Genomic DNA, 23,929 nt, shown 5'->3' with positions numbered 1-23,929 from the left:
ATCTCCCTTCGGCCGAACTCAGACGCGCTCGATGATGGTCGCAGTGCCCATGCCGGCGCCGATGCACAGCGTCACCAGGGCGGTGTTCAAGTCGCGCCGCTCAAGCTCGTCCAGCACCGTGCCCAGGATGATCGCACCTGTCGCACCCAGCGGATGGCCCATGGCGATGGCGCCGCCATTGACGTTGATCTGGTCGTGCGGAATGTCGAAGGCCTGCATGTAGCGCAGCACGACCGAAGCGAACGCTTCGTTCAGCTCGAACAGGTCGATGTCAGAAGTTTTCATCCGGGCGCGCTTCAGAAGTTTTTCGGTCACATCGACCGGCCCGGTCAGCATCAGCACCGGCTCCGAGCCGATATTGGCAAAGGCGCGGATGCGGGCGCGCGGCTTCATGCCGAGCGACTTGCCGGCCTTCTTCGAGCCGAGCAGCACGGCGGCCGCGCCATCGACGATGCCGGAGGAATTGCCGGCGTGGTGGACGTGGTTGACCTCTTCGATTTCGGGATGCTTCTGCACCGCCACCGCATCGAAGCCGCCCATTTCGCCTGGCATGACGAAGGACGGGTTGAGCGAGGCCAGCGATTGCATGTCGGTGGTCGGCCGCATGTGCTCGTCATGGTCGAGGATGGTCAGGCCGTTCTGGTCCTTGACCGGGATGACCGAATTCTTGAACCAGCCCTTTTCCCAGGCCTTGGCGGCGCGCTTCTGGCTCTCGACCGCATAGGCATCGACATCGTCGCGGCTGAAGCCGTATTTCGTGGCGATCAAGTCGGCGGAAATGCCTTGCGGCACGAACCAGCCCGGAAAGCCGACCGACGGGTCCATGAACCAGGCGCCGCCGGCAGCGCCCATGCCGACGCGGCTCATCGATTCCACGCCACCGGCAATGACGATATCGTCCGAACCCTGGACGATCTTGGCAGCGCCGAGGTTGATCGCGTCCAGGCCCGAAGCGCAAAAGCGCGAAATCTGCAGGCCGGGCGCCTTGTCGTCATAGCCGGCTTCGAAGGCCGCGGCGCGCGGAATGACCGCACCGGCCTCGCCAACCGGATCGACACAGCCGAAGATGATGTCGTCGACGGTCGAGGTGTCGAGCCCGTTACGGTCGCGCACGGCTTCCAGCGTTCTGGCGGCGAGGCGAACGGCCGGCACTTCGTGCAGCGCGCCATCCTTCTTGCCCCGGCCGCGCGGGGTGCGGACAGCGTCATAGACGTAAGCTTCTGCCATGTTCGTTCTCCTTGTGCCTGTCCGGCTGTCGCTTAAAGCGAGCGGCCAATCAGCAATTTCATGATCTCGTTGGTGCCGCCGTAAATCCGCTGCACGCGGGCATCGCGGTACATGCGGGCGATCGGGTATTCATTCATGTAGCCATAGCCGCCGAACAATTGCAGGCATTCATCGACCACTTTTCCTTGAAGGTCGGAAAGCCAGTATTTGGCCATCGACGCGGTGACCGGATCGAGGCCGGCGCCAAGATGACGCGCCACGCAATCATTGTAGAAGACGCGGCCGATCGTCGTTTCGGTCTTCAGTTCGGCAAGCTTGAACTGGGTGTTCTGGAAATTCAGCACCGGCTGGCCGAAGGCCTGGCGCTCCTTGACGTAGTCTATGGTGACGGCGAGCGCGCGTTCAGCCATCGCGACGGCCTGACCGCCGATCAGCAGCCGCTCCTGCGGCAATTGCTGCATGAGCTGGACAAAGCCCTGCCCTTCGTCCGAACCCAGCAGGTTCGCCGTTGGCACGCGCACATCGTTGAAGAACAGTTCGGACGTATCGTTGGCCTTCAGCCCGATCTTGTCGAGGTTACGGCCGCGCTCGAAGCCTTCCACCTCTTCCGTCTCGACCACGATCAAAGACGTGCCCTTGGCGCCCTTCGACGGATCAGTCTTGGTGACGACGATGACGAAATTGGCGTTCTGGCCGTTGGTGATGAAGGTCTTGGAGCCGTTGATGCGGTACTGGTTCCCGTCCTTTTCGGCGCGCGTCTTGACGCCTTGCAGATCGGAACCGGCGCCGGGCTCGGTCATGGCGATGGCACCGATCAGTTCGCCGGTGGCGAGCTTCGGCAGCCACTTCTTCTTCTGCTCCTCGGAGCCGTAGTGAAGGATATACGGCGCGACGATGGCGTTGTGCAGGACGATGCCGAAGCCATCGACGCCGACATGACTGACAGCGTCGATGATGGCGCTCTCATGCGCGTAGGTGCCGCCCGCGCCGCCATATTCTTCCGGCATCGACGCGCAAAGCAGGCCCGCCGCGCCGGCCTTTTCCCAAGCCGAGCGATCGACGATCTCGTTCTTCTCGTAGGTGTCGTAGTGCGGCGCGATTTCCTCGGCCATGAAGCGCCGCGCCATGTCGTAGAGCATGACGACATCCTCCCCGGCCCAAGCAGGGGCGGGCAGCGACAGCACTTCGGCGGGATTGGTTGCCACGGTCTTCTCCCTGTTACCGCGCTCGCACAACTATACAGAATTCCGTTCAAGAATGAACGGAACTTCAGTTTCCTTTATCAGAACGCCTCGGCCGGCAGCGCCATCATCGTCTCGGCGCCGCTGGAAAGGCGGGCGAGATGCGTCGCTGTTTCGGGCATGACACGCTCCATGAAGTAGCGCGCCGTCACCAGCTTGGTCTCGTAGAACGAGCCCGACCCATTGGCTCCATTTGCCAGCGCACCCTGCGCGGCCTTGACCATCTGCGCCCACATGTAACCCAGCACGACAAGACCGAAGAGATGCATATAGTCGGTTGAGGCGGCCCCGGCATTGTCGGGGTTCTTCATGCCGTTCTGCATGAGCCACATGGTCGCTGCCTGCAGATCGTTGAGACCTTTCTTCAACCCCTTGGTGAAGGGCGCCATCTTCTCGTCGGCGCGGTTCTCCTCGCAGAAGTCACCGACTTCCTTGAAGAAGGTTTGCACGGCGCGGCCGCCGTTCAGGGCCAGCTTGCGGCCGACCAGATCCAGCGCCTGGATGCCGTTGGCGCCTTCGTAGATCATGGCGATGCGGGCATCGCGCACGAACTGGCTCATGCCGTGCTCTTCGATATAGCCGTGGCCGCCGAACAGCTGCTGCGCCATGGCGGCATGTTCGAAGCCCTTGTCGGTGAGCACGCCCTTCAACACCGGCGTCATCAGGCCGAGCAGGTCGTCGGCGGTCTGGCGGTCGGTCTCGTCGGGCGAGCGATGGGCTATGTCCGATTTCAGCGCCGTCCACAGCATAAAGGCGCGGCCGGCCTCGTTCCAGGCCTTCATCGTCATCAGATTGCGGCGCACGTCGGGGTGCACGATGATCGGATCGGCCTTATTGTCCGGCGCCTTCGGGCCAGTCAGCGAACGGCCCTGGAGCCTCTCCCGCGCGTAGGCGACCGCGTTCTGATAGGCGGCCTCGGATTGCGACAGTCCCTGCAGGCCGACGCCGAGGCGTGCCTCGTTCATCATCACGAACATCGCCTTCAGGCCGCCATTCTCCTGCCCGAGCAGGTAGCCGGTGGCCTCGTCATAGTTCATGACGCAGGTGGCGTTGCCGTGGATACCCATCTTCTCTTCGATGGAGCCGCAGGAGACGGCATTTCGATCTTTCGGATTGCCAGCATCATCCAACAGGAATTTCGGTACGATAAACAGCGAGATGCCCTTCACGCCTTCCGGCGCGCCCTCGATGCGGGCCAGCACCAGATGCACGATGTTGTCGGCCATGTCGTGTTCGCCAGCCGAGATGAAGATTTTCTGGCCGGAAATCCTGTAGGTTCCGTCGGCCGCCGGCGCCGCCCTGGTGCGCAGCAGGCCGAGATCGGTTCCGCAATGCGGCTCGGTCAGGTTCATGGTGCCGGTCCATGAACCCTCGACCATTTTCGGCAGCCAGGTCTGCTTCTGCTCGTCGCTGCCATGCTGGTGGATAGCGGCGATGGCGCCCTGGGTCAGCCCCGGATACATCAGCAGCGCCATATTGGCGGACGCCATATATTCGCCGACGGCGTTGTGCAGCGCGTAGGGCAGGCCCTGCCCGCCATATTCTTCTGGCACCGCAAGACCCATCCAGCCGCCCTCGCAATACTGGCGATAGGCCTCCTTGAAGCCGGAGGGCGTGGTGACCGAGCCGTCCTCGTGGCGGGTGCAGCCTTCCATGTCGCCAGCGCGGTTGGTGGGGAGCATGACGTTCTCGGCCAACTTCGCGCCCTCGGCGAGGATCGCCTCCAGCATGTCGGGCGTGGCGTCGGCAAAGCCCGGCAGATTGGAATAACGCTCGAAGCCCAGCACCTCGTTGAGGACGAACAGTGTGTCCCGGACCGGGGCTTGATAGATCGGCATGCTTATTCCTCCACCCAGACATTCCCATTCCGCGCCAGGCTGTAGGCTGCGGAAACAGATTTTCGAAGCAGCGTTAAAATATTGACGTTTGCGTAAACGTCAATATGGAAAACAAGCGAATTGGCCTAGTCACTTCGCCGCCGACACGCGATGACACTTTACGAAATGCGGGCACTTCAATGCGGATTGGCGGCCGCTTCTCCAGCGAATGGAAGCTGGTGCAAAGCGCGAAGCCACAATCAAAACACGGAAGCGTATAGCTGCAATCAAAGCGGGTGAACGTCCGCAGAAGGATCAATGTGAAACTGTGCGTTGTTCTCGCCGCACCAGTTTTCCAGTTCCTGCTTCAGCGACGGCCAAAGTGATCGCGCCCATTCTGGCGCGCGTCGTTCCCATTCCGTCTCTGTAGGAAGATGGGCCGACAAAACGCCCATCGGCAATTCCAGAACGAAAGAGCCACCGCTCCCTGAAACCACCAGTTCTTCTTTCCACCGAGGTTGAAAACGAAATAGCTGATCTTTCATACACAATGATTATGACTGCTCGGCACGCGGTGCAACGCCAAGTGAACGGAGCTCCGCTATCGCAGCTTTATGGTTCACGGCCTAAAAAGCTGATCCTGCTTTCCGATAAATATGCCGGTGCGCCTCTTTTCGCTTAGCTCGCTGCGCCGGATTGCGAAGAGCGCTCGGCCAGCATCTTGCGGACAACAGCCATGGCTCCGCTCAAATCCCCAATCGCCTCGTCGATGAGCGCGCGCTGCTTGTTGAGACGGGCGAGCTGCTTTTCCGACTTGTCCAGGGCCAGGCGCAACTGCTTGGCATTGGAGCCGGTCGGATCGTAGAGATCGATCATCTGCTTGACGTCGCGCAACGAGAACCCGACCTTGCGGCCAAGCAGGATGAGCTTCAGCCTGACATTGTCCCGGCGGGTGTACAGGCGCGTCGCGCCGTCCCGCTTGGGGTTGAGCAGGCCCTTGTCTTCATAGAAACGCAGGGTGCGCAGCGTGACGCCGTATTTCTTGGCCATCTCGCCGATCCGCACGAACTCGTCGCTGTCGGCATCCGGAAGAGTATTCGTATTGGCCGCGGATTTACCGGCCTTCGTGATTGTCATGGTCATTTTGCTTTCCCCGAGGCGGCATCGCGGCAGAGCCGGCGTCGCCATTTGGAAGCTGGGGCAGACTTCCAATCTGTTGGAACGATGGCAAGCGAGCCAGTTGGCTTTACTTACCTTTACGTAAACGTATATCTATTATGCCCGTTCTGCGCAAGTGCAATGTTGCCGCACGATCCCGGACTGAGGACAGAGGCACAGCCTCACAATTCTTTCAGCTTCTTAAGCTTGGTTAACGCCTTGTTTACCACGATGGGAGAATTGTGCGCATGTCGGTCACCCGTGTTTATCCTGTATCGAATTTTTCACGGTTTCTCGGAGCGCGGGTAGAACCCGGGAAAGTCCATCTTCCGCCGCATGATCAAGCGGCCGCCTTCGTCCCCGACGGGATTTGAGAAGAAACCGGTTCCGGCCGGCATTCGGAAACAGGCGGTTCGATGAACAGCAAGCGGTCCTATCTCGATACACTTAATGCCGGCAGGCAGCGCAGGCCGCATACGACGCTGGAACAGCTCAACCGCTCGCTGGAAACGCTGGAGCAGAGGCTCGGCCGTTCGCGGCAGGACGCCGACGAATATGGCGATCGCCGCGACAGCCTCCAGAGCGAACCGCGCTACGCGCGCACCGATCCTTATGCTCAACGCTCGTTCGAGACGGCGCGGCCGCAGCGCGTCCATGACGAGCCCCGATATCAGCAAAGGCCGTCAGGCCGGCGCCCTGAACAGAATTACCAGTCGCTGGCGCGCGACATCGACCGCGTGCGCGGCCAGGAAGACGGCGTCGCCATGGTTGGCAAGATCGCCAATGAATTGCGCGGCCTGCGGGAAGAACTGCGTCACCAGATGACCTCGGGCCTGCAACGCGAATTCGGAGCGCTGCGCAAGGATATCGACCGCTCACTGCAATCCGGTCCTTCGGCGAAACACGCGGCGGAACTCAATCTGGAATTCGAACGGTTGTCAGCAGCAATCCGGTTGCTCTCCGAAAAGGGCGAAGACCGCAATGTCAGCCTGCTGCGCCTGGAACTCGAACAGGTCAAAGCCGCACTGGATACCCTGGCGCGCGAGGAAAGCGTGCAGGCCGTAGACCGCCGCTGGGACGATTTCGACCGACGCTGGAACGCCTTCGAGGACCGGTTCGTGGGTGACGGCAAGGGCGCCGGCCTCGACGCTCTGAGCGAGCGACTTGAACAGATCAGCCGCGCGGTCAACAGCCTGCCGGACTCCTTGCCGCTGCGCTCGCTGGAGGACAAGATCCGCACGCTGGCAGGGGCTGTCGATCATTTCACCAGCCAGCAGAACGCCGGCGGCAGCCAGACCTTCGGCCTGATCGACGAGAGGCTGGACGAGATCTCCCGCGCCATCGTGGCCTCGACCGTGGCCTCAAAATCCAACATGTTCGATCCCGCGCCTTTCGAGCGCATCGAACAGCGTATCGACTCGCTCGCGCGTCAGATCGAGGAAGTCGCCGAGAACCGCCCCGCCAACGCCGTCATGGATCAGCTCGAGTCGCTCTCCAATCGCGTCGACGACCTGGCGACGCGCGCGCAGTTGCCTGAACAGGCCATAGACCGGCTGGGCCGGCAGATTGCCTCGATCGTTGACAAGATCGACCAAGGCGCAGCGCTGCCGGAAGCCGACCAGCTTTTGCAGGGCCTCGAGCAGCGCTTCGACATGCTGTCCAGCATGTTCGAACGGCGCCAGGGAGACGCGATTGAGCATGGCAATATGCTTTTCCGCGATCTCGAGCGCCGACTGGACGAGGTCGCCGACAGGCTGGACCGCCACACGCCGGAAGCCTCGTTCGACAGCGCCGGCATCATGGAAGCCATCGACGCCCGTTTCACCGCGCTGGCGCAACGGCTGGAGACACGCTCTACCGACAGCGCAAGCGAGGCTGCGATCCGCGGGCTCGAAAGCCGGTTGGCCGACATTTCAACCCGGCTGGATTCGTCCGCGGCGCAGTTCGCCGGAATCGACCCCGAATTGATCCGCAGCCTTGAGGCGCAGGTCTCTGGCCTGTCGGCGCATCTCTCCAAGCCCGGTACGCCGCTGCCGGAGTTCGAGGATATCTCGCCAAGGATCGAGAAGATCGAGCAATCCATCGCCGGGAGCCGCGACAGCATTCTCGAAGCTGCGCGACAGGCGGCGGAAAACGCGGTTCGCGCCATGGGCGCCGGCAGCGCCGAAGGCATTGCGGTGTCCGGCCTCGCCCAGGATCTCAAGCAGCTGGAAACGTTGACCCGCCGCTCCGACGAACGCAACACCAAGACCTTCGAAGCCATCCACGACACACTGCTGAAGATCGTTGACCGGCTCGGATCGCTGGAACCCGGCAGCGATGACAATGGCAACGAGCTGCCGGCGGCGAAACTGGCCGTCCATGACGCGCCGACGCTGGCGATGGACGATCCGATGCCCTTTTCGGCGGACATGGACCACGATGACCGCCTGACGGCGACCGCACGCGCCGTTTTTGCCCGCACGCCGGCGGAAGCCGCAGCGGAGGCTGCAAGAGCCGCCGTGGACGTCGATGCCGTCGAAACCAAGGAACAGCCGGAAGGACGCCGCAAATCCATTCTCGGCGGCCTTGCCAAGGCTCTCAGCGGCAGGAAGGATGCATCCGGCGAGCCTACCGTTAACGCTCCGGCCTCTGAAGCGCCTGCGGTCAGCCTCGACGAGCCGTTGGAGCCGACACTGGTCAACCGCCCGCTGGAGCCGGGCTCGGGCGCACCCGATCTCAGCGCCATCATGAAGCGCGTCCGCGACGAACGCGGTCAACCGGCGAGGCAGAACGAGGGCGACGCGGCCAAATCCGACTTCATCGCCGCCGCACGCCGCGCCGCCCAGGCGGCCGCCGCCGAAGCGGAAGTTCTGAAGAAGCAGTCCAGCCTCGGCGGGCCGGTCAAGGCGCTGCGGCTTGGCGATCTCCTGAAGGCGCGGCGCAAGCCCGTGCTGATGGCGGCCGCCGCGATCATGCTGGCGCTGGCCGGTCTGCAACTGGGCAAGGCCTTCCTGTCCGATCCCCAGGTCGCGTCGATCGATGTCCCCTCCGTCACAAGCGAGCCAGCGGCCGAAGCCACGACGGCCGAGGCTTCGAATGCTCCACCGCTTGCATCGGAGCAGGAGGCGCCCGCGCCGGAGATGGTGCGTGTCGTCGGCCAGGACGAACCGGCTGGCAACGCTGCCATCGACACCCTTCCTGCAGGCAAGGCAAAAGACGATATTGAAATGGCGAGCATGACGGCAGTTCCAGCGCCGGCCATGCCCTCAACGCAGACGGGCGAGATGCAGGCGAGCGAGGTTCCGGCTTCCACCGCCATGCCCGCAACGGCAGACACCACAGGCGCCGTGCCCCCGGCGCAGGAACAGGCGAGCGCCGCCAAAACGTTCGAGGTGCCGTCAGACATCGGCACGCCGGCGCTGCGCGAGGCGGCGGCAGGCGGCGACGCCAAGGCGCTGTTCGAGATCGGCTCGCGCTACGCCGAGGCGCGCGGCGTCAAGGAAGACATGCCGGCTGCGGCGAAATGGTATGAAGCCGCGGCCAATCTCGGCTTTGCACCAGCCGAATACCGCATCGGCAATTTCTACGAAAAGGGCATCGGCGTCGGGCGCGATATCGAGAAATCCAAGTCGTGGTACCGCAAGGCCGCCGAACAGGGCAACGCCAGCGCCATGCACAATCTGGCAGTGCTGTTCGCCATGGGAGCGGACGGCAAGAGCGACAATGAAGCCTCGGCGCGCTGGTTCCATGAAGCCGCCGACCTCGGCGTCAAGGACAGCCAGTTCAACCTCGGCATCCTCGCCGCCAAGGGCGTCGGCATGCAGCAGAACCTCGAAGAGTCCTACAAGTGGTTCGCGCTGGTGGCCAAGACCGGCGACAAGGATGCCGCTTCCAAGCGCGACGAGATCGCCAATGCGCTGCGGCCGGAACAGCTGGAACGCGCGCGCGCCGCCACCGAACTTTGGAAGGCCAAGTCGCTGAACGAAGCCACCAACAGCCTCGACATTCCCGATGCCTGGCAGGAAGCTCCGACGACCACGGCCAGCATTGACATGAAGAAGGCGGTGCAGAACATCCAGCGCATCCTCAACAAGAACGGCTACGATGCCGGCGGCGCTGACGGCGTCATGGGCCAGAAAACCAAGGACGCCATCATCGCCTTCCAAGGCGACAACGACCTGCCGGCGACCGGAAAGGTCGATGAAAAGCTGGTGAAGGCGCTGATCGCACGCAAATAAGGACGGCGGTGTCGTTTCCTCGACGGCGCGCCATATTTTCGCCTGTTAACCGATTGAGATGTTTTTCGTTTCGGCAGCGCAGCGCGGTTTGACTTCGCTGCGCCGCCGGCGCAAGAACGGACAAGCTTTTGAGCGCTTTCCGCGGGACATTTTCGCGCCGGGCGTGGAACTGGTCGAGACAGACGGGTGGGCATCTATCTTCCGATCGCGGAAATTTCGGTCAACATCTTCGTGCTGCTTGCAATGGGCGCGGCGGTGGGTTTCCTCTCGGGCATGTTCGGCGTCGGCGGCGGCTTTCTCATCACCCCGCTGCTGATCTTCTACAACATCCCTCCCGCGATCGCCGTCGCCACCGGCGCCAACCAGGTCATCGCCTCGTCCTTTTCCGGCGCACTGTCGCATATGAAGCGCGGCACGCTCGACTTCAAGCTCGGCGGCGTGCTGCTTGCGGGAGGCGTGGTTGGGTCGACTTTCGGCATCTACGTGTTCGCGCTGTTGCGCAGCATAGGCCAGCTCGACCTGTTCATTTCGCTCCTTTATGTCGTCCTGCTCGGCACCGTCGGCGGGCTGATGCTCTTCGAGAGCGTCAACGCGTTGCGGGCCACTCGCAGCGGCGCTGCACCGGTGCTTAAGAAATCCGGCCAGCATAACTGGATCCACCGGCTGCCGCTGAAGATGCGGTTTCGGGCATCGAAGCTGTTCGTCAGCGTCATCCCGGTCATCGGCATCGGCATGGCCATTGGCTTCCTGTCCTCGATCATGGGCGTCGGTGGCGGCTTCATCATGGTGCCGGCGCTGATCTACCTGCTGCGCGTGCCGACAAATGTCGTCATCGGCACCTCGCTGTTCCAGATCATCTTCACCTCCGCCTATACGACGCTGGTTCATGCCAGCACCAACTACACGGTCGATGTCATGCTGGCCTTCCTTTTGATGGTGGGGGGCGTGGCTGGCGCGCAGTACGGCGCCAAGGCCGGGCAGAAACTGCGCGGAGAACAGTTGCGGGCGCTGCTTGCGCTGCTGGTGCTGGCGGTAGCGATCCGCCTGGCCATCGACTTGTTCATCACGCCGGCCAATCTTTATTCCCTCACGACGGCGGACATAGGCTGATGCGCCGGCATGTCCTGCTCAGCCTGCTGCTTACACTGACCTTGTTGGGCGGCCTGCCCGCCAACGCGCAATCGCCGCATGTGGAAGGCATCCAGATCGGGCTGTCCACCGACCGCGTTTCCATCACCGCCGGCTTTTCAGGCGCCGACCTGACCATTTTCGGCTCGCTCGAAGACGCCGACCCGCTGTTCGCGCGGCAGGGGCGCTATGACGTCGTCGTGGTGCTCGAAGGCCCGGGAAGGCCCGTGATGGTGCGGCGCAAGGACCGCGTCCTCGGCATCTGGATGAACCTCGAATCCGAGACATTCGAGAACGTGCCGGTCTCCTATTCCGTAGCGACTACCCGGGCGACGCAGGACATTACCGATCCCAACAGCTACAAGCGGCTCGCGCTGGGCGCCAACAACATCTACATGCGGCCAGCCGATACGACGGAAGCACCAGCGACGATCCAGGAATTCACCGCGGCATTGCGGCAACGCAAGGTCGCCAACGGGCTCTACAGCGAAAACCCCGGCGGCGTGGAGTTTCTGTCGCAGAACCTGTTCCGCGCCACGGTGCGGTTGGCCCCGAACGTTCCGGTCGGCACCCACAAGGCGCGGGCCTTCCTGTTCAAGAACGGCGCTTTCGTGAAGGAAACCTCGGCGCAGCTCGAAATCCGTAAGTCCGGCTTCGAACAGACCATCTTCCGCTTCGCCCATAATCACGGACCGAGCTACGGCTTGCTCTGTGTGCTCCTGGCCATGGCGACCGGCTGGCTCGGGCGGATGGTGTTCAAGCGGGATTGAGGCGGCGGGATCAGCCGGGCCGCAGCATGGAGCCGGGCAGCGCGAAGATGCGTTCGGCGCCGAGCATATAGGCCATCAGCGTCTCGCGCCGGAAAAGCCCCTGATATGCGCGGTCGAGCACGTTGAGCGACCCGGTATAGGCGCCAAAAGCCGGCATGATCAGGCGGCCGCCATCGCCGACGAAACAACGCCGCCTGACCGAGCGGCCGCGCTGAACGATCCGGGCGCAGGGATGCAGGTGGCCGGCAATCTCGCCCTCGACGGCGGCCCGCGACGGTTCATGGCGAAATAGAAGCGAGGCTACCGCCAGTTCGCGAACCGTTTCGCCAGGCAGATCCGCCGGTGCATCGGGATCATGATTGCCCGCCACCCAGAACCAGTCGCGGCCGGCGATCAGCCCTTGCAACCGTTCCCGGAAGCTTGGATGAAGGCGCTCTGCCCCTTGGCCATCATGAAAGGAATCGCCGAGGCTGACCACGATGGCGGGCTGATAGTCCGCGATCACCGCCTGCAGCCGGAGCAGGGTCGCTTCGGTATCATAGGGGGGCAGCAGCGCGCCACGCCTTGCATAGGAGGAGCCTTTCTCCAGATGCAGGTCGGACACGGCAAGCAGCCGGAGATCTGGGAAATAGAGCACGCCGCGCGGATCGCAGACCGCGCATTCCCCGGCAACCCCGACAAGGCCGGTATCGGCTATCGATCTTGCCAGCGCGGCCGCAGTCATTTCCGCTTCATGCCCTTTTCCTGAATGGTTCGGCGACCGTAGTCCGCCGTTCCAACGCCCTGGCGTTCGCTGCGCGCCGGTTTCGATGCTGTGCCGCGGATGGTAACCTTCGGTCCGTTGCGGGCAGGTCCCTCCGGCGCCGCATCCCCCATCGCTTCCTGCACCAGATCTGCAGCTTCCATCAGCAGCGATTCGTTCGCCCCGCCATTGACCGTTTCCCTGCCGATTTCCAGCATGATCGGCACAGCCAGCGGCGATATCTGTTCCAGTTCCTTATGCATGATTCGACCGCGGATGCGCGAGAGCATCTCGGCAAGTCTGCTGACATCCAGCAATCCCGCCGCCGCATCGGCCCGCGTCGCCTGCATGAGAATGTGGTCCGGCTCATGGCTGCGCAGCACGTCGTAGATCAGATCCGCCGAAACGGTGACCTGCCGGCCACTCTTTTCCTGCCCGGGAAAGCGCTTCTCGATCAGCCCCGAAATGACCGCGCAGTTACGGAACATGCGTTTCAGCATCCAGGAATCGTTCAGCCAGGCGTCGAGATCGTCACCCAGCATGTCTTCGTCGAACAGGTCCGCCAGAGACGGTTGCCCGGCCTTGAAGATCGCTCCCATATCGTCCAAGGCCCATACGGCCAGCGAATAATCGGTGGCGACAAAACCGAGCGGGCGGGCGTTGGCACGCTCCAGCCGCCTTGTCAGGAGCATGCCCAGCGTCTGGTGCGCCAACCGCCCTTCGAACGGATAGCACACCATGTAGTGGCGATTGCCGCGCGGGAAGGTCTCGACCAGGAGGTCGCCGCGTTTTGGCAGCACCGACTTTTCCTTCTGCAGACGCAGCCAATCCGACACCTGTTCCGGCAGAACGTTCCAGCGAGCCGGATCGGCCAGCATGCCGCGCACCTGATCGGCAAGGTAGGTCGAAAGCGGAAACTTGCCGCCAGCATAGCTCGGCACGATGATCTGCGCGCCGGCGCCGCCATTGGAGACGACGCATTCGTTCTCGCGAATGCCCTCGAAGCGCAGTACCTTGCCGGCGAAAAGAAAGTTATCGCCGGGCCTCAGCGTCTCGGCGAAATACTCCTCGACCTTGCCGAGAACCGGCCCGCCGCGCCCTGACAGCCCCCTGCCCTGGCGCACATAGCGCACGTTCAGCTCCGGCATCTCGACGATCGTACCGACGTTCAGCCGATACTGCTGCGCCACCCGCGGATGCGTGACGCGCCACAGCCCTTCTTTTGTCCTGCGGATGCGGGCATAGCGCTCGTAGCTCTGCAGCGCATAGCCGCCGGTGGCGACGAAGTCGATGACACGATCGAAGGTTTCGCGGCCCAGCCAGGCATAGGGCGCGGCGCTTGTGACTTCACTGTAAAGCAGATCGGCGTGGAAAGGTGCTGCACAGGCGGTGCCCAGCACGTGCTGCGCCAGAACGTCGAGCGCGCCATCCAGCAGCGGTGGCGTATCCTGCGCGCCGAGATAATTGGCATCGAGCGCTGCGCGGCATTCCAGCACCTCGAAGCGGTTGGCGGGAATGAGAACCGCCTTCGACGGCTCGTCCATGCGGTGGTTGGCGCGGCCGATGCGCTGTGCCAGCCGGCTCGCGCCCTTCGGTGCCCCGACATGAATGACCAGATCGACATCGCCCCAGTCGATGCCGAGGTCGAGCGTCGAGGTGGCGACGATGGCGCGGAGCACATTATCGGCCATGGCCTTTTCGACCCGCCGTCGCTGGCCGACATCGAGCGAACCGTGATGCAAGGCAATCGGCAGCGTGTCCTCGTTGACGCGCCATAGCTCCTGGAACAGCAATTCAGCCTGGCTGCGGGTGTTGACGAACAGCAGCGTGGTCTTGTGCCGTTTGATCGCCTCATAGATTTCCGGGATGGCATAGCGCGCCGAATGCCCCGCCCAAGGCACATGCTCATCGGAATCGAGGATGGATATTTCCGGCTTGGCACCGCCGGCGACGGTGATCAGGCCGGCCATGGGCCCGGAGGCATCCTGCCCCACCAGCCAGCGCCGCAACTCGTCCGGCTCGGCCACCGTGGCGGAAAGGCCGATGGCGCGCAGGTCCGGCTGAAAGGTTCGCAACCGCGCCAGGCCGAGCGACAGAAGGTGCCCGCGTTTGGACGTGACCAGCGAGTGCAGTTCATCCAGTACGACGTAGCGCAAATCCTCGAAGAAGCGGCGGGCATCGGTGCCGGCGATCAGCAAGGCCAGTTGCTCGGGCGTGGTGAGCAGGATATCGGGCGGTGCAAGCTTCTGGCGCTGGCGCTTGTGGGCTGGCGTGTCGCCGGTGCGGGTTTCGATCGAGATGGGCAGCCCGATCTCCTCGACCGGCTTGCCGAGATTGCGCTCGATGTCGACAGCCAGCGCCTTCAGCGGCGAGATGTAGAGCGTGTGGATACCGCGGTGCGCTTCACCGGGCTTGCGTTTTGGCCGCACCGCCAATTCTGTGAGCGACGGCAGGAAACCCGCTAGGGTCTTGCCGGCCCCGGTCGGCGCAATCAGCAGCGTGGATTGTCCCGCCTGGGCGCGCCCCAGCAATTCGAGCTGGTGGGGACGTGGCGACCAGCCTTTCTGCGCGAACCATCTGACGAAAGGGTCCGGCAGCAGGGCGGCGGCATTGTCGTTGACGAGAGAGGGCACCAAGGTCACGCAAATGACGTAGCGCGGGTCCCGTCAAAGGCCAAGCAAAATCTGGAACAAAAGGTGATCGACGAATAACCCGCTCAGGGACGGGCGTCGGCGTGCGCCACCACGATCAGGCCCTGCACGGGCTCGCTGCGATCTTGCCGGATGGTCTTTTCCTCCAGCGACAATATGGAGAGACCATTAGCCGCCAGCACCTGGCGCAGATAGACCTTTGAATGGGCATAACGGCGCGACGGCTGCAGCGCGAAATTACCCTTGTCCGCCAGTTTCTCGACCGAAAAGGCAAACAGGCCCTTGTCCGCCAGCGCGCCGGCAATTTTGCGGACCACATGCTCAAGGGCGCCGACATACATGAAGACGTCGGCGGCAGCGACGAGATCCGGCTCAGGACCATCATAGCGAAAATCCTGCAGGTCGGCCTTTTCCAGCCTGTCGTAAACGCCCTTCGCGCGTGCCTTGCGCAGCATCTCGGCGGAAATGTCGAGGCCTTCCAACCGATCGACCATGGGCCGGAGCTTTTCACCCATCAGGCCGGTTCCACAACCAAGATCGAGGGCCAGGCGGAAGCGGCGCTCGCCCTGGGCGCGGATGGCTTCGGCCAGAAATTCCGGCACGCGGTAAGCCAGCTTGTCGACCAGCGAGGCATCGAAACTGTCGGCGTATTGGTCGAACAACGCTTCGACGAAGGCACTCGGGGGTGCATCTGCCTGCGGCGCCTTGCCAATCAACGCCAGCTTGAGCGCCGCTCCCGGCCGGTCCGCCGGCTCCAGCTTCAGCACCATGCGCCAGGCTTCGGCCGCCGCATCGAGCGCACCAACGACCTCCTGCATTTCGCCAAGGCGAAACCAGCCCATCGCCCAATCCGGCGCAAGCTCGAGCGCGCCGAGCATCAGCTCTGCCGCTGCCGCGCGGTCGCCGGACGCATAGAGCATTTCGGCGTAATCGGCACGCCGATCGGCAAGCAGGTCGCCCGACGAAGCCTGAAGCGGTTTCATGGTTGCTGGTTTTCCGGCAGCGGAGATCGCCGCGGCTCCTATGATCCGGTACAGGCCTATTTGCAAGCCGGAGTCAGCAGCTTGGCGCGGACGGCTTCCCGCTGCGGAATAAACACCTATCTTCCAACGATGCGCGCCAAGGATTTGCTCTGTCCCAGCCCCGCAGGTCTGTATTGCCCGCCCGGCGATTTCTACATCGATGCGGTGCGGCCAGTGAAGCGCGCGCTGATAACCCATGGCCATTCCGACCATGCGCGATCCGGGCATCAGGCCGTGCTGGCAACGCGGCAGACGCTGGACATCATGGCGCTGCGCTACGGCGAGGACTTTGCCGGAACGACGCAGGCGGCGGCGCTGGGCGAAACGACCGATATCAACGGCGTTTCCGTTACTTTCCATCCAGCCGGGCATGTGCTCGGTTCGGCGCAGATCGCGGTCGAATACGAAGGCATCCGCATCGTCGCCTCCGGCGACTACAAGCGCATGCCCGACGCCACCTGCCAGCCTTTCGAAGTCGTGCCTTGCGATGTTTTCATCACCGAGGCGACGTTCGGCCTTCCGGTCTTCCGCCATCCACCGGACCAAGAGGAAATCGCGCGGCTGCTTAAGTCGATCGAGCAGTTTCCCGAACGCGCCCATCTGGTCGGCGCCTATGCACTGGGCAAGGCGCAGCGCGTCATGCGCCTCATTCGCGATGCCGGTTATGACATGCCCATCTACATTCATGGCGCGCTGGCAAAACTCAGCGATTACTACCAGAGCCAGGGCATCGATCTCGGCGTTCTTGAACCGGCGACGATGGAAAGCGGCGGCAAGGGCGATTTCGCCGGCGCCATCGTCATCGGTCCGCCATCGGCGTTTGCCGACCGCTGGGCGCGACGCTTTCCCGACCCGGTTTCCTGCTTCGCCTCCGGCTGGATGCGCATCCGCCAACGGGCCAAGCAGCGCGGGGTCGAGCTGCCGCTCATCATTTCCGACCATTCCGATTGGGACGAGCTGACGGCGACGATCCACGCGACCGGCGCACGCGAAGTTTGGGTCACGCACGGGCGCGAGGAAGCTCTCGTGCGCTGGTGCGAACTGGAAGGGATCGCGGCCAAGCCGCTGCATCTCGTTGGCTACGAAGACGAGGGAGACTGAGCGTGAACCGCTTCGCCGAACTCCTCGACCGGCTGGTGCTGACGCCATCGCGCAACGGCAAGCTGAAACTGCTCAGCGACTATTTCTGCACGGTCGAGGATCCAGACAGAGGTCTAGGCTTGGCAGCCATCACTGGCGACCTCAACATCGCCGCGGTCAAGCCGGCCATGTTGCGGGCGCTGGTGGCCGAGCGCATGGACCCGGTGCTGTTCGGCTATTCCTACGACTATGTCGGCGACCTCGCCGAAACGGTCTCGCTTGTCTGGCCGACGCCGCAAGACAGTATTCCGAACCGCGAGCCGACCCTTGCCGAGGTCGTCGAAAAACTGCAGTCGGCAAGCCGATCCGACGGGCCCAAAGTGCTGGCCCGGCTCCTCGACAATTCCGGCATTGCAGCGCGCTTCGCCATCATCAAACTGGTGACCGGCGGCTTGCGCATCGGTGTCTCGGCACGACTTGCCAAGCAGGCGCTGGCCGACTTTGGCAAGGCCGATGTCGCCGAGATCGAAGAGCTCTGGCACGGGCTCGCGCCGCCTTACAGCGACCTTTTCGCCTGGCTTGAAGGCAAGACGCCGAAGCCCGAAAACGCAGCAAAGGCGCTGTTTCGGCCCGTCATGCTGGCTCACCCTGTCGAGGACAGCGATCTGGCCAAGCTCGACCCGGCGGACTATGCGGCGGAATGGAAGTGGGACGGCATCCGCGTTCAGGTGGTTTCCGAAGGTGGCGTCAAGCGGCTCTATTCCCGCACGAGCGACAATGTCGCCGGCGCATTTCCCGATCTCGCCGACGCCGTCGATTTCGATGCCACGCTGGATGGTGAGCTTCTGGTCGGATCGCCCTCGGCAACGGGGACATTCTCAGATCTGCAACAGCGCCTGAACCGCAAGAGCGTGTCGCCGAAGATACGTGAGCGCTATCCGGCCTTCGTGCGTTGCTACGACCTGCTCCAGCACGATGGCGAGGATTTGCGTGGATTGCCATTCCGCGAACGGCGAACGCGGCTCGAGGCCTTCGCCGAAAAGCTCGAACCCACGCGCTTCGACTTGTCGCCGCTGGTTGCCTTCACCGCGTGGCCGGAACTGGAGGCGCTACGCTCGGCGCCGCCGCATCCCATCATCGAAGGCGTGATGCTGAAGCGCTGGGATTCCGCCTATGTGGCCGGACGACCCAAGGGCCCATGGTTCAAGTGGAAACGCGATCCGCATACGGTCGACGCAGTGCTGATGTACGCCCAGCGCGGCCATGGCAAGCGCTCAAGTTTCTATTCCGACTACACGTTCGGCGTCTGGTCGGGGCCGGAAGGCGGCGAAGAGCTGGTGCCCGTCGGCAAGGCTTATTTCGGCTTCACCGACGAAGAGCTGAAGCAGATCGACAAATATGTCCGCGACAATACGATCGAACGCTTCGGGCCGGTACGATCGGTGCGCGCCGACAGGAAGAACGGGTTGGTGCTGGAAATCGCCTTCGAGGGGCTGAACCGCTCGACGCGTCACAAGTCGGGCGTAGCGATGCGCTTTCCGCGTATCTCGCGGCTGCGCTGGGACAAACCGGCCGCTGAAGCCGACCGCATCGAGACGCTGCAGGCGCTGCTAGACTGAGCTGTTCAGCCAGCAACAAATCTTAGTGCTATTCGACCACCGAAACCCGTATCTGGTAGATATCCACCGACTTGCCCTGCTTGTCGAAATCGGAGCTGATGGCGATAGTTCCGGCTGCGCCGGGGTGCACGTCCGGCAAGCGGACATCGAAAAGATATTCGTTCTTCTCATGGCCGACCGCGTAGCGCTTGCGGCCGCAATCGCCCAGTTCGCCGAAATTGCAATCCACCGAAATCTGCGTGTCCTTGCCGTCCTCGGCGCGGGCGACGATGTCGAACACGGCGTGCTTGCCGGCAATTTGCTCCAATATGCCCTGGCCGACATCGAAGCTTACCGCCGAGCCGGAACTGCCGGAGCGTATCCGCAGGAAGGAACCGGAATCGTCCTGCATCACATCGGCTTTCGCGTCGGAGGGCGCCGAAACCAATGTCGGATCGCTTGGCGTGAAAACGTCGATCCAGTTGCGGGTGTCGTCGGCTTCGCCGGGTTTCAGCGGCGCCGCGTCGTTCCCGCCTACGCCGCTTGCCTGTGTCGCAGACGACTGGCCGGCTCCATCCGGCATTTTCAGAATGCCGGACTGAACCGCCCACCACAGACCCGCGCCGATAGCGACAAGCAGTGCGACGCCGGCTAGCGCACCTGTCGGGAACCGCCTGCGCGCACGGCTCGGATCGCGGTCCGGCGCTACGGCATCGGCTGCGGTTTCTGGCCGCTGCGAACTCGGCAGCGGCCTGTCCGGAACGATGTCCGGCAGCACGCGGCCGCCAGCGGCGGAGCGTTCCAGCGACGGTTCGCGTCGCTCGTCGATCGACGGCGCGGAGCCGGTGGCCGAAACCGGCGCATCCACCGAGGGGGCGTCGCCACCTTCATGGGCTCCCATTGGCGCAACCGCGGGCAGAAATTCCGATTCGATCTCGGCAATCTTGGCCTGCATCGCCTTGCGGCGCTTGATGGCATTTTCCACCGTGATGCCGGGATTGGCCTGAAGCGCCCTGTCGAGCGCAGCAAAGGCCGACCGGTAGACTTTCTCGCGAAATGCCCGGTCGTCGGCATCGCCTTTCTCGAAGGCGCTGCGAATCGCTTTTTCGATGGCGTCCAAGAACGGTTCCCTTCACCGATCACGTACTTATGATCGTTAGCCCCAGCAAGCCGATCAATCAACGGTCGACAATGGATAAGGTGCCATGCCGGCAAGATAAATCTCGGCACATGCCAATCCTGCATCGCAACCGGCCGCGGCAGCGCCAAGCCAGCAAGACGGCACCGAACTGTCGAAATTTACCATTCCAGGTCATGACGCCCGAGATGCCCCGGGCAATCCCCTGGCTGCCACATCGTCAGTCATTGCGCGCTCCGAGCGGGTTCACTCCTCTCGAAGCATTTCCCCCGCGAGTGGGCTTAACTTTTCCTGCCGACAATACCCGAGGCTGGCGCCCGAAATCGGGTTTGCAGCACCCACGACTGTCCTGTATTGAACCTTACGTTTACGGAAACGTCAGAATGGAGGGCCACCTTGGCATTCCCGGATATCCTGCGAAAAACCCTGCGCATTCCGGTGGTCGGCGCGCCGCTGTTCATCATATCGCATCCGCCGCTGGTGCTGGCGCAGTGCAAGGCTGGAATCGTCGGTTCCTTTCCGGCGCTGAACGCGCGGCCGGAAGCCCAACTCGACGAATGGCTGGCGGAGATCACCGAGGGGCTCGCAGCGCATGACGCCGCCAATCCCGGACGCCCGGCAGCGCCCTTTGCGGTAAACCAGATCGTCCATAAATCCAATGCCCGGCTGCAGCACGACCTTGGCCTCTGCGTCAAATACAAGGTGCCGATCGTCATTTCCTCGCTCGGCGCCGTCGAAGAAGTCAACCAGGCCATCCATTCCTATGGCGGCGTTGTGCTGCACGACATCATCCACGACCGGCATGCCCGCAAGGCAATCGAGAAGGGCGCCGACGGGCTGATCGCGGTCGCAGCCGGCGCCGGGGGCCATGCCGGCACGCTGTCACCCTTCGCGCTGGTGCAGGAGATCCGCCGCTGGTTCCAGGGTCCGCTGCTGCTTTCCGGCGCCATCGCAAATGGCGGCGCGATCCTCGCCGCCCAGGCGATGGGCGCGGACATGGCCTATATCGGCTCGCCCTTTATCGCCACGCAGGAAGCGCGGGCCGTTGAGGCTTACAAGCAGATGATCGTCGATTCCAACGCCGCCGACATTGTCTACTCGAACCTGTTCACCGGGATTTCCGGCAATTACCTGAAAGGCTCGATCCGGGCGCAGGGGCTGGACCCTGACAATCTGCCTGTGGCGGATCCGTCCAGAATGAACTTCGAAGAAAGCGCGGCGAAAGCCTGGAAGCACATATGGGGCTGCGGCCAGGGCGTTGGCGTTGTCGACGCCATCGTGCCGGCCGCGGAACTGGTCGACAGGCTGGCCCGCGAATATGCGCAGGCAAAAGCCAGGCTCACCGCCTGACGGCAAGGGCGCGACGCGGCAGCGAAGCCAACGGCTCACTTGCCATGATCGAGCCAAGGAAAGGCAACAACGCATCTTGAATTTGCGCGGGGTTGCGTCTATCACCGCCCCATCTTGGACGGCGACAGCCTCCGGGCCGCTTTAGCTCAGTTGGTAGAGCACATCATTCGTAATTGGCGGGTCCGCCAGAGAATGAGATGCGAAACCAGTTGGTTAGAGCTGGAGAGTTTGATTTAGTAGGGCCATAGTAGTGTGGTCCTTAATTGGTAGGCCGCTTTAGCTCAGTTGGTAGAGCATCGCATTCGTAATTAGCGGGTCCGCTAGAGAATGACGTTCGAAGCCAGTGCGTTGGGGCTGGTGAGTGAAAGTTAGTAGGGCCATAGTATGGTCAGTGTGAAGGGTTAAGCCGCTTTAGCTCAGTTGGTAGAGCACATCATTCGTAATGATGGGGTCAGGTGTTCGAGTCACCTAAGCGGCACCACTTCCCAGCCCGAGGAAGTCAAAGTGCGCAGATGACCGGTGGTCCATACGATCCGAGAGCCGTCGCCAACCTCATGCTTGACGAGGCTGACAGGTCGGGGATCAAGGTCACCAATCTCGCCCTTCAAAAACTCCTCTACTTCGCCCATTCCATTTTCCTGATCGAAGGCAAGCGACCTCTGGTCAGCGGCTATTTCGAGGCATGGCAGTACGGCCCGGTGCATCCCACGGCCTACGCCGCGTTTAAGACGGCTGGCAGTTCCCCTATCGACTTCCGGGCGACTGGGCAGAACGTGATGACCGGTGAGCGCACGGCACTCAGCCTACCCGAAGACCTGTCGGTTCGCCGACATCTGGCGCGCATCGTGTCGTCCTATGGCCAGCTATCACCGGGGCGGCTGGTGGACATCTCCCATGCCAAGGACGCGCCATGGCACTACATTGCGGACAAAGGGCGAACGTCGGTTGCGCTGGGACTGCGAATCCCCGATGATGTCATCGTTAACCGATTCAAGAATCACAAGGTTTCCGTTGGCGCGGCTCCGGTCGCGGGAGAGCCGGATGAAGATACGCCGCTTACCTGAGATCGACCTTGCCCGCGTCGCAACGCTGCCGACCGACCAGAAGCGCCGCGCCCTTGAGCATTTCAAGCTCGGGCATCCGACGATCACCTACAAGCCAGTACGCTCCCGGTTCGCAGACATCTTCAATGTCCAGCCCGATATGTTCGCCACTGCCGATCCGACCGCATGGCCGGTTCTGGAACGACTGATACGGGCGAAGGCGACGTCCGATGACGAATGCAGAGCGAACCTGCTCGTCGCCAAGGGGCTGCATGATTTCGCACGCTCCCATGCGCTGCGCAGCCGCTCTCAAGCTTTCTTCGCCCTGTCGCTGAGCGTCGGCGAGGAGGTGGAGTACTGGTTGCCGATGGTGACGGCGCTGGAGGATGCGCCACTGGTGATCTTCATCGATCCCCGGCGCGGCAAGCGCCTGACGGCAGAGGCGAGGCGTTTCGTCTTCTCGATGATGCATGAGCATATCCGGGTCGCCAATCCCGACTTCGCCGCCGCTCGGCTCGGCATTGTTCAGTTCGGCGACGCCGCTGATGACCAGCGTCCAGTGAAGATGAGCACCGACGAAGGCGTCGAGCTTTTCGGCTTCGACCAGCTCGACCAGATGGTCAGCGAGACTTACGAAATCTGGCGCGAAGTCAGCGAGGCACGCGAGCACGAGGTTCGCCGCAAGGCCGCTGGTGGTGGTCACGGCCCCCTGTTCGGATGAGGCGCCTCAGCGCCCTTCCAACCGCCGCCTGACGGCTTTCCGCACGCGATACCAATAGGTCTGCTCTGCGCCGTCGCTATCGTACCACGCGCGCTCATGGCGGGCGAAAGCCTCAAGCTCGGGGTCGGGATAGCGGGCGATGATGTCGTCGGCCACGCTCGCGATGTCATCAACGGGGATCAGTCTTGGCTTTATGCCGTCGGTCCAGACCATCCACAGCACGAGGCCCACGAAGATGACGGCCTGCCCGCCGAAGAAGATCAGCAAGAGCCAGTTGAAGACATATCCCAGAGTGTCGAATGTCGCCATGATACAGAACCAGAACACCCACTTTAGCAATATGGGATGTTATAGTTCTCGTTTGTGAGAATGCAAAGTTCTCATTTCTCGATTTGCGCAGCCGATTGCCGCTTTCGTCAGGAAGAGGTGCGCAATGGAGCTTCAGCGACTATTCGGTGCGAATGTGCGCCATCACCGAAAGGCCAAGGGCTGGACCCTTGAGCAGCTTGCCGGTCAGGTTGGCGTCTCCCGCGAGACGATCGGCAAAATCGAACGAGGCGTAGCCGCGCCGCTTTTCGAGACTGCGGAGAAAATAGCGATGGTGCTCGACGTTCCCGCGCCAGTCCTATTCGGTGCCGACACCGTGCCGGGAACAGGCGAGAGAGCGCGGCTGTTGACTGAGATCAACGGCACCCTTTCGAGGATGAACGAAGAGCAGCTTGGCCGGGCAGCCAAAATGCTGAAGGCGTTTGTGGGGTAGCGTTTCACCACCTGCAAATGGCCTCCGAGGTAGGCTAAGCACGCCTGCGCTTGGGGCTGCCCCCCCCCACACTGCATAAGCAGCGCCAGCGGGCATCTGAAGGCCGCTCAGAGGCCATCCGAGGTGTTGGTGGCTAAGGTTGCGCCCCACGGGTGGCAGCCCGGTACAGGGCCAACGGCTGAGTGAGTACAACCGATATGGTTGATATGGTCAGTATGGGCAAAGGGGGGCATTTAGGGGCGGCGGCAACAAGGGCTGGCGAT

The 23,929-nt window shown here is 62.7% G+C and carries 19 protein-coding genes and 1 tRNA gene; 10 read left to right on the top strand and 10 right to left on the bottom strand.

Annotated elements, in window-relative coordinates; all coding sequences use genetic code 11:
- Nucleotides 1-18 precede the first annotated feature (18 nt).
- The 5 genes from ASD44_RS17070 to ASD44_RS17055 form a co-directional block, all read right to left on the bottom strand.
- On the bottom strand, nucleotides 19-1,227 hold the full coding sequence (locus ASD44_RS17070; RefSeq protein WP_056114662.1) for an acetyl-CoA C-acetyltransferase: 1,209 nt from the start codon (nucleotides 1,225-1,227) through the stop codon (nucleotides 19-21).
- A gap of 32 nt (nucleotides 1,228-1,259) precedes the next feature.
- Entirely contained in the window at nucleotides 1,260-2,432 is a 1,173-nt protein-coding gene (locus tag ASD44_RS17065; protein WP_156459879.1) for an acyl-CoA dehydrogenase family protein, read from the bottom strand.
- 77 nt (nucleotides 2,433-2,509) lie between these two features.
- Nucleotides 2,510-4,306, bottom strand: coding sequence for an acyl-CoA dehydrogenase C-terminal domain-containing protein (locus ASD44_RS17060; protein ID WP_056114658.1), 1,797 nt, complete (start codon nucleotides 4,304-4,306; stop codon nucleotides 2,510-2,512).
- A gap of 266 nt (nucleotides 4,307-4,572) precedes the next feature.
- Nucleotides 4,573-4,830: a hypothetical protein gene (locus ASD44_RS18255; RefSeq protein WP_082542516.1), complete on the bottom strand. Its 258-nt coding sequence runs from the start codon at nucleotides 4,828-4,830 to the stop codon at nucleotides 4,573-4,575.
- Nucleotides 4,831-4,963: 133 nt separating this feature from the next.
- On the bottom strand, nucleotides 4,964-5,428 hold the full coding sequence (locus tag ASD44_RS17055) for a MerR family DNA-binding transcriptional regulator (RefSeq protein ID WP_056116442.1): 465 nt from the start codon (nucleotides 5,426-5,428) through the stop codon (nucleotides 4,964-4,966).
- 431 nt (nucleotides 5,429-5,859) lie between these two features.
- Here ASD44_RS17055 and ASD44_RS17050 point away from each other — a divergent pair, with 431 nt between their 5' ends.
- From ASD44_RS17050 to ASD44_RS17040, 3 genes are all read left to right on the top strand, one after another.
- Nucleotides 5,860-9,663: a peptidoglycan-binding protein gene (locus tag ASD44_RS17050; protein ID WP_056114655.1), complete on the top strand. Its 3,804-nt coding sequence runs from the start codon at nucleotides 5,860-5,862 to the stop codon at nucleotides 9,661-9,663.
- Nucleotides 9,664-9,849: 186 nt separating this feature from the next.
- A complete protein-coding gene (locus ASD44_RS17045; protein ID WP_056114654.1) occupies nucleotides 9,850-10,773 on the top strand; it encodes a sulfite exporter TauE/SafE family protein in 924 nt (307 codons plus the stop codon).
- Nucleotides 10,773-11,561 carry a TIGR02186 family protein gene (locus ASD44_RS17040; protein ID WP_056114651.1) on the top strand — a complete coding sequence of 263 codons (789 nt, stop codon included), beginning with the start codon at nucleotides 10,773-10,775 and terminating at the stop codon, nucleotides 11,559-11,561. The genes ASD44_RS17045 and ASD44_RS17040 overlap by 1 nt, the downstream gene beginning before the upstream one ends.
- A 10-nt stretch (nucleotides 11,562-11,571) precedes the next feature.
- Here the strand turns inward: ASD44_RS17040 and pdeM are convergent, their stop codons facing one another.
- The 3 genes from pdeM to ASD44_RS17025 all read right to left on the bottom strand — a co-directional run bounded on the left by pdeM (nucleotide 11,572) and on the right by ASD44_RS17025 (nucleotide 15,937).
- Nucleotides 11,572-12,285: a ligase-associated DNA damage response endonuclease PdeM gene (gene pdeM, locus ASD44_RS17035; protein WP_056114650.1), complete on the bottom strand. Its 714-nt coding sequence runs from the start codon at nucleotides 12,283-12,285 to the stop codon at nucleotides 11,572-11,574.
- A complete protein-coding gene (locus ASD44_RS17030) occupies nucleotides 12,282-14,945 on the bottom strand; it encodes a ligase-associated DNA damage response DEXH box helicase (protein ID WP_082542515.1) in 2,664 nt (887 codons plus the stop codon). Before ASD44_RS17030 ends, pdeM begins: the two co-directional genes overlap by 4 nt.
- 74 nt (nucleotides 14,946-15,019) lie before the next feature.
- Nucleotides 15,020-15,937 (bottom strand): methyltransferase domain-containing protein, encoded by a 918-nt coding sequence (locus ASD44_RS17025; RefSeq protein WP_056114647.1) that lies wholly within the window; start codon nucleotides 15,935-15,937, stop codon nucleotides 15,020-15,022.
- Nucleotides 15,938-16,066: 129 nt separating this feature from the next.
- On the opposite strand from ASD44_RS17025, the gene ASD44_RS17020 reads away from it, so the two are divergent.
- Nucleotides 16,067-17,077 (top strand): ligase-associated DNA damage response exonuclease, encoded by a 1,011-nt coding sequence (locus ASD44_RS17020; protein ID WP_056114644.1) that lies wholly within the window; start codon nucleotides 16,067-16,069, stop codon nucleotides 17,075-17,077.
- 2 nt (nucleotides 17,078-17,079) lie between these two features.
- Nucleotides 17,080-18,675, top strand: coding sequence for a cisplatin damage response ATP-dependent DNA ligase (locus tag ASD44_RS17015; protein ID WP_056114643.1), 1,596 nt, complete (start codon nucleotides 17,080-17,082; stop codon nucleotides 18,673-18,675).
- 28 nt (nucleotides 18,676-18,703) lie between these two features.
- On the opposite strand, the gene ASD44_RS17010 is transcribed toward ASD44_RS17015, so the two are convergent.
- Nucleotides 18,704-19,774 carry a hypothetical protein gene (locus ASD44_RS17010; protein ID WP_056114640.1) on the bottom strand — a complete coding sequence of 357 codons (1,071 nt, stop codon included), beginning with the start codon at nucleotides 19,772-19,774 and terminating at the stop codon, nucleotides 18,704-18,706.
- A 414-nt stretch (nucleotides 19,775-20,188) separates the two neighbouring features.
- Between ASD44_RS17010 and ASD44_RS17005 the strand changes: the two genes are divergently transcribed.
- From ASD44_RS17005 to ASD44_RS16990, 4 genes are all read left to right on the top strand, one after another.
- Complete coding sequence (locus ASD44_RS17005; protein ID WP_056114635.1) at nucleotides 20,189-21,142, top strand: nitronate monooxygenase family protein; 954 nt, start codon at nucleotides 20,189-20,191, stop codon at nucleotides 21,140-21,142.
- A gap of 405 nt (nucleotides 21,143-21,547) precedes the next feature.
- Nucleotides 21,548-21,623: transfer RNA gene (locus tag ASD44_RS17000), tRNA-Thr, on the top strand.
- A gap of 31 nt (nucleotides 21,624-21,654) precedes the next feature.
- The gene (locus tag ASD44_RS16995; protein WP_056114632.1) at nucleotides 21,655-22,206 is read left to right on the top strand and encodes a Panacea domain-containing protein; all 552 of its coding nucleotides are present in this window, start codon (nucleotides 21,655-21,657) and stop codon (nucleotides 22,204-22,206) included.
- Nucleotides 22,184-22,906 (top strand): hypothetical protein, encoded by a 723-nt coding sequence (locus tag ASD44_RS16990; RefSeq protein ID WP_056114629.1) that lies wholly within the window; start codon nucleotides 22,184-22,186, stop codon nucleotides 22,904-22,906. Before ASD44_RS16995 ends, ASD44_RS16990 begins: the two co-directional genes overlap by 23 nt.
- Before the next feature lie 6 nt (nucleotides 22,907-22,912).
- Here the strand turns inward: ASD44_RS16990 and ASD44_RS16985 are convergent, their stop codons facing one another.
- Entirely contained in the window at nucleotides 22,913-23,215 is a 303-nt protein-coding gene (locus tag ASD44_RS16985; protein WP_056114626.1) for a hypothetical protein, read from the bottom strand.
- 124 nt (nucleotides 23,216-23,339) lie between these two features.
- Between ASD44_RS16985 and ASD44_RS16980 the strand changes: the two genes are divergently transcribed.
- Nucleotides 23,340-23,666 (top strand): helix-turn-helix transcriptional regulator, encoded by a 327-nt coding sequence (locus tag ASD44_RS16980; protein WP_056114623.1) that lies wholly within the window; start codon nucleotides 23,340-23,342, stop codon nucleotides 23,664-23,666.
- Nucleotides 23,667-23,929: the final 263 nt, after the last annotated feature.

It is taken from the genome of Mesorhizobium sp. Root554, from assembly GCF_001427025.1.
Classification (GTDB): Bacteria; Pseudomonadota; Alphaproteobacteria; order Rhizobiales; family Rhizobiaceae; genus Mesorhizobium.
The sequence above is the reverse complement of the archived record's forward strand: the minus strand, read 5'-3'. Positions and strand labels throughout refer to the sequence as shown.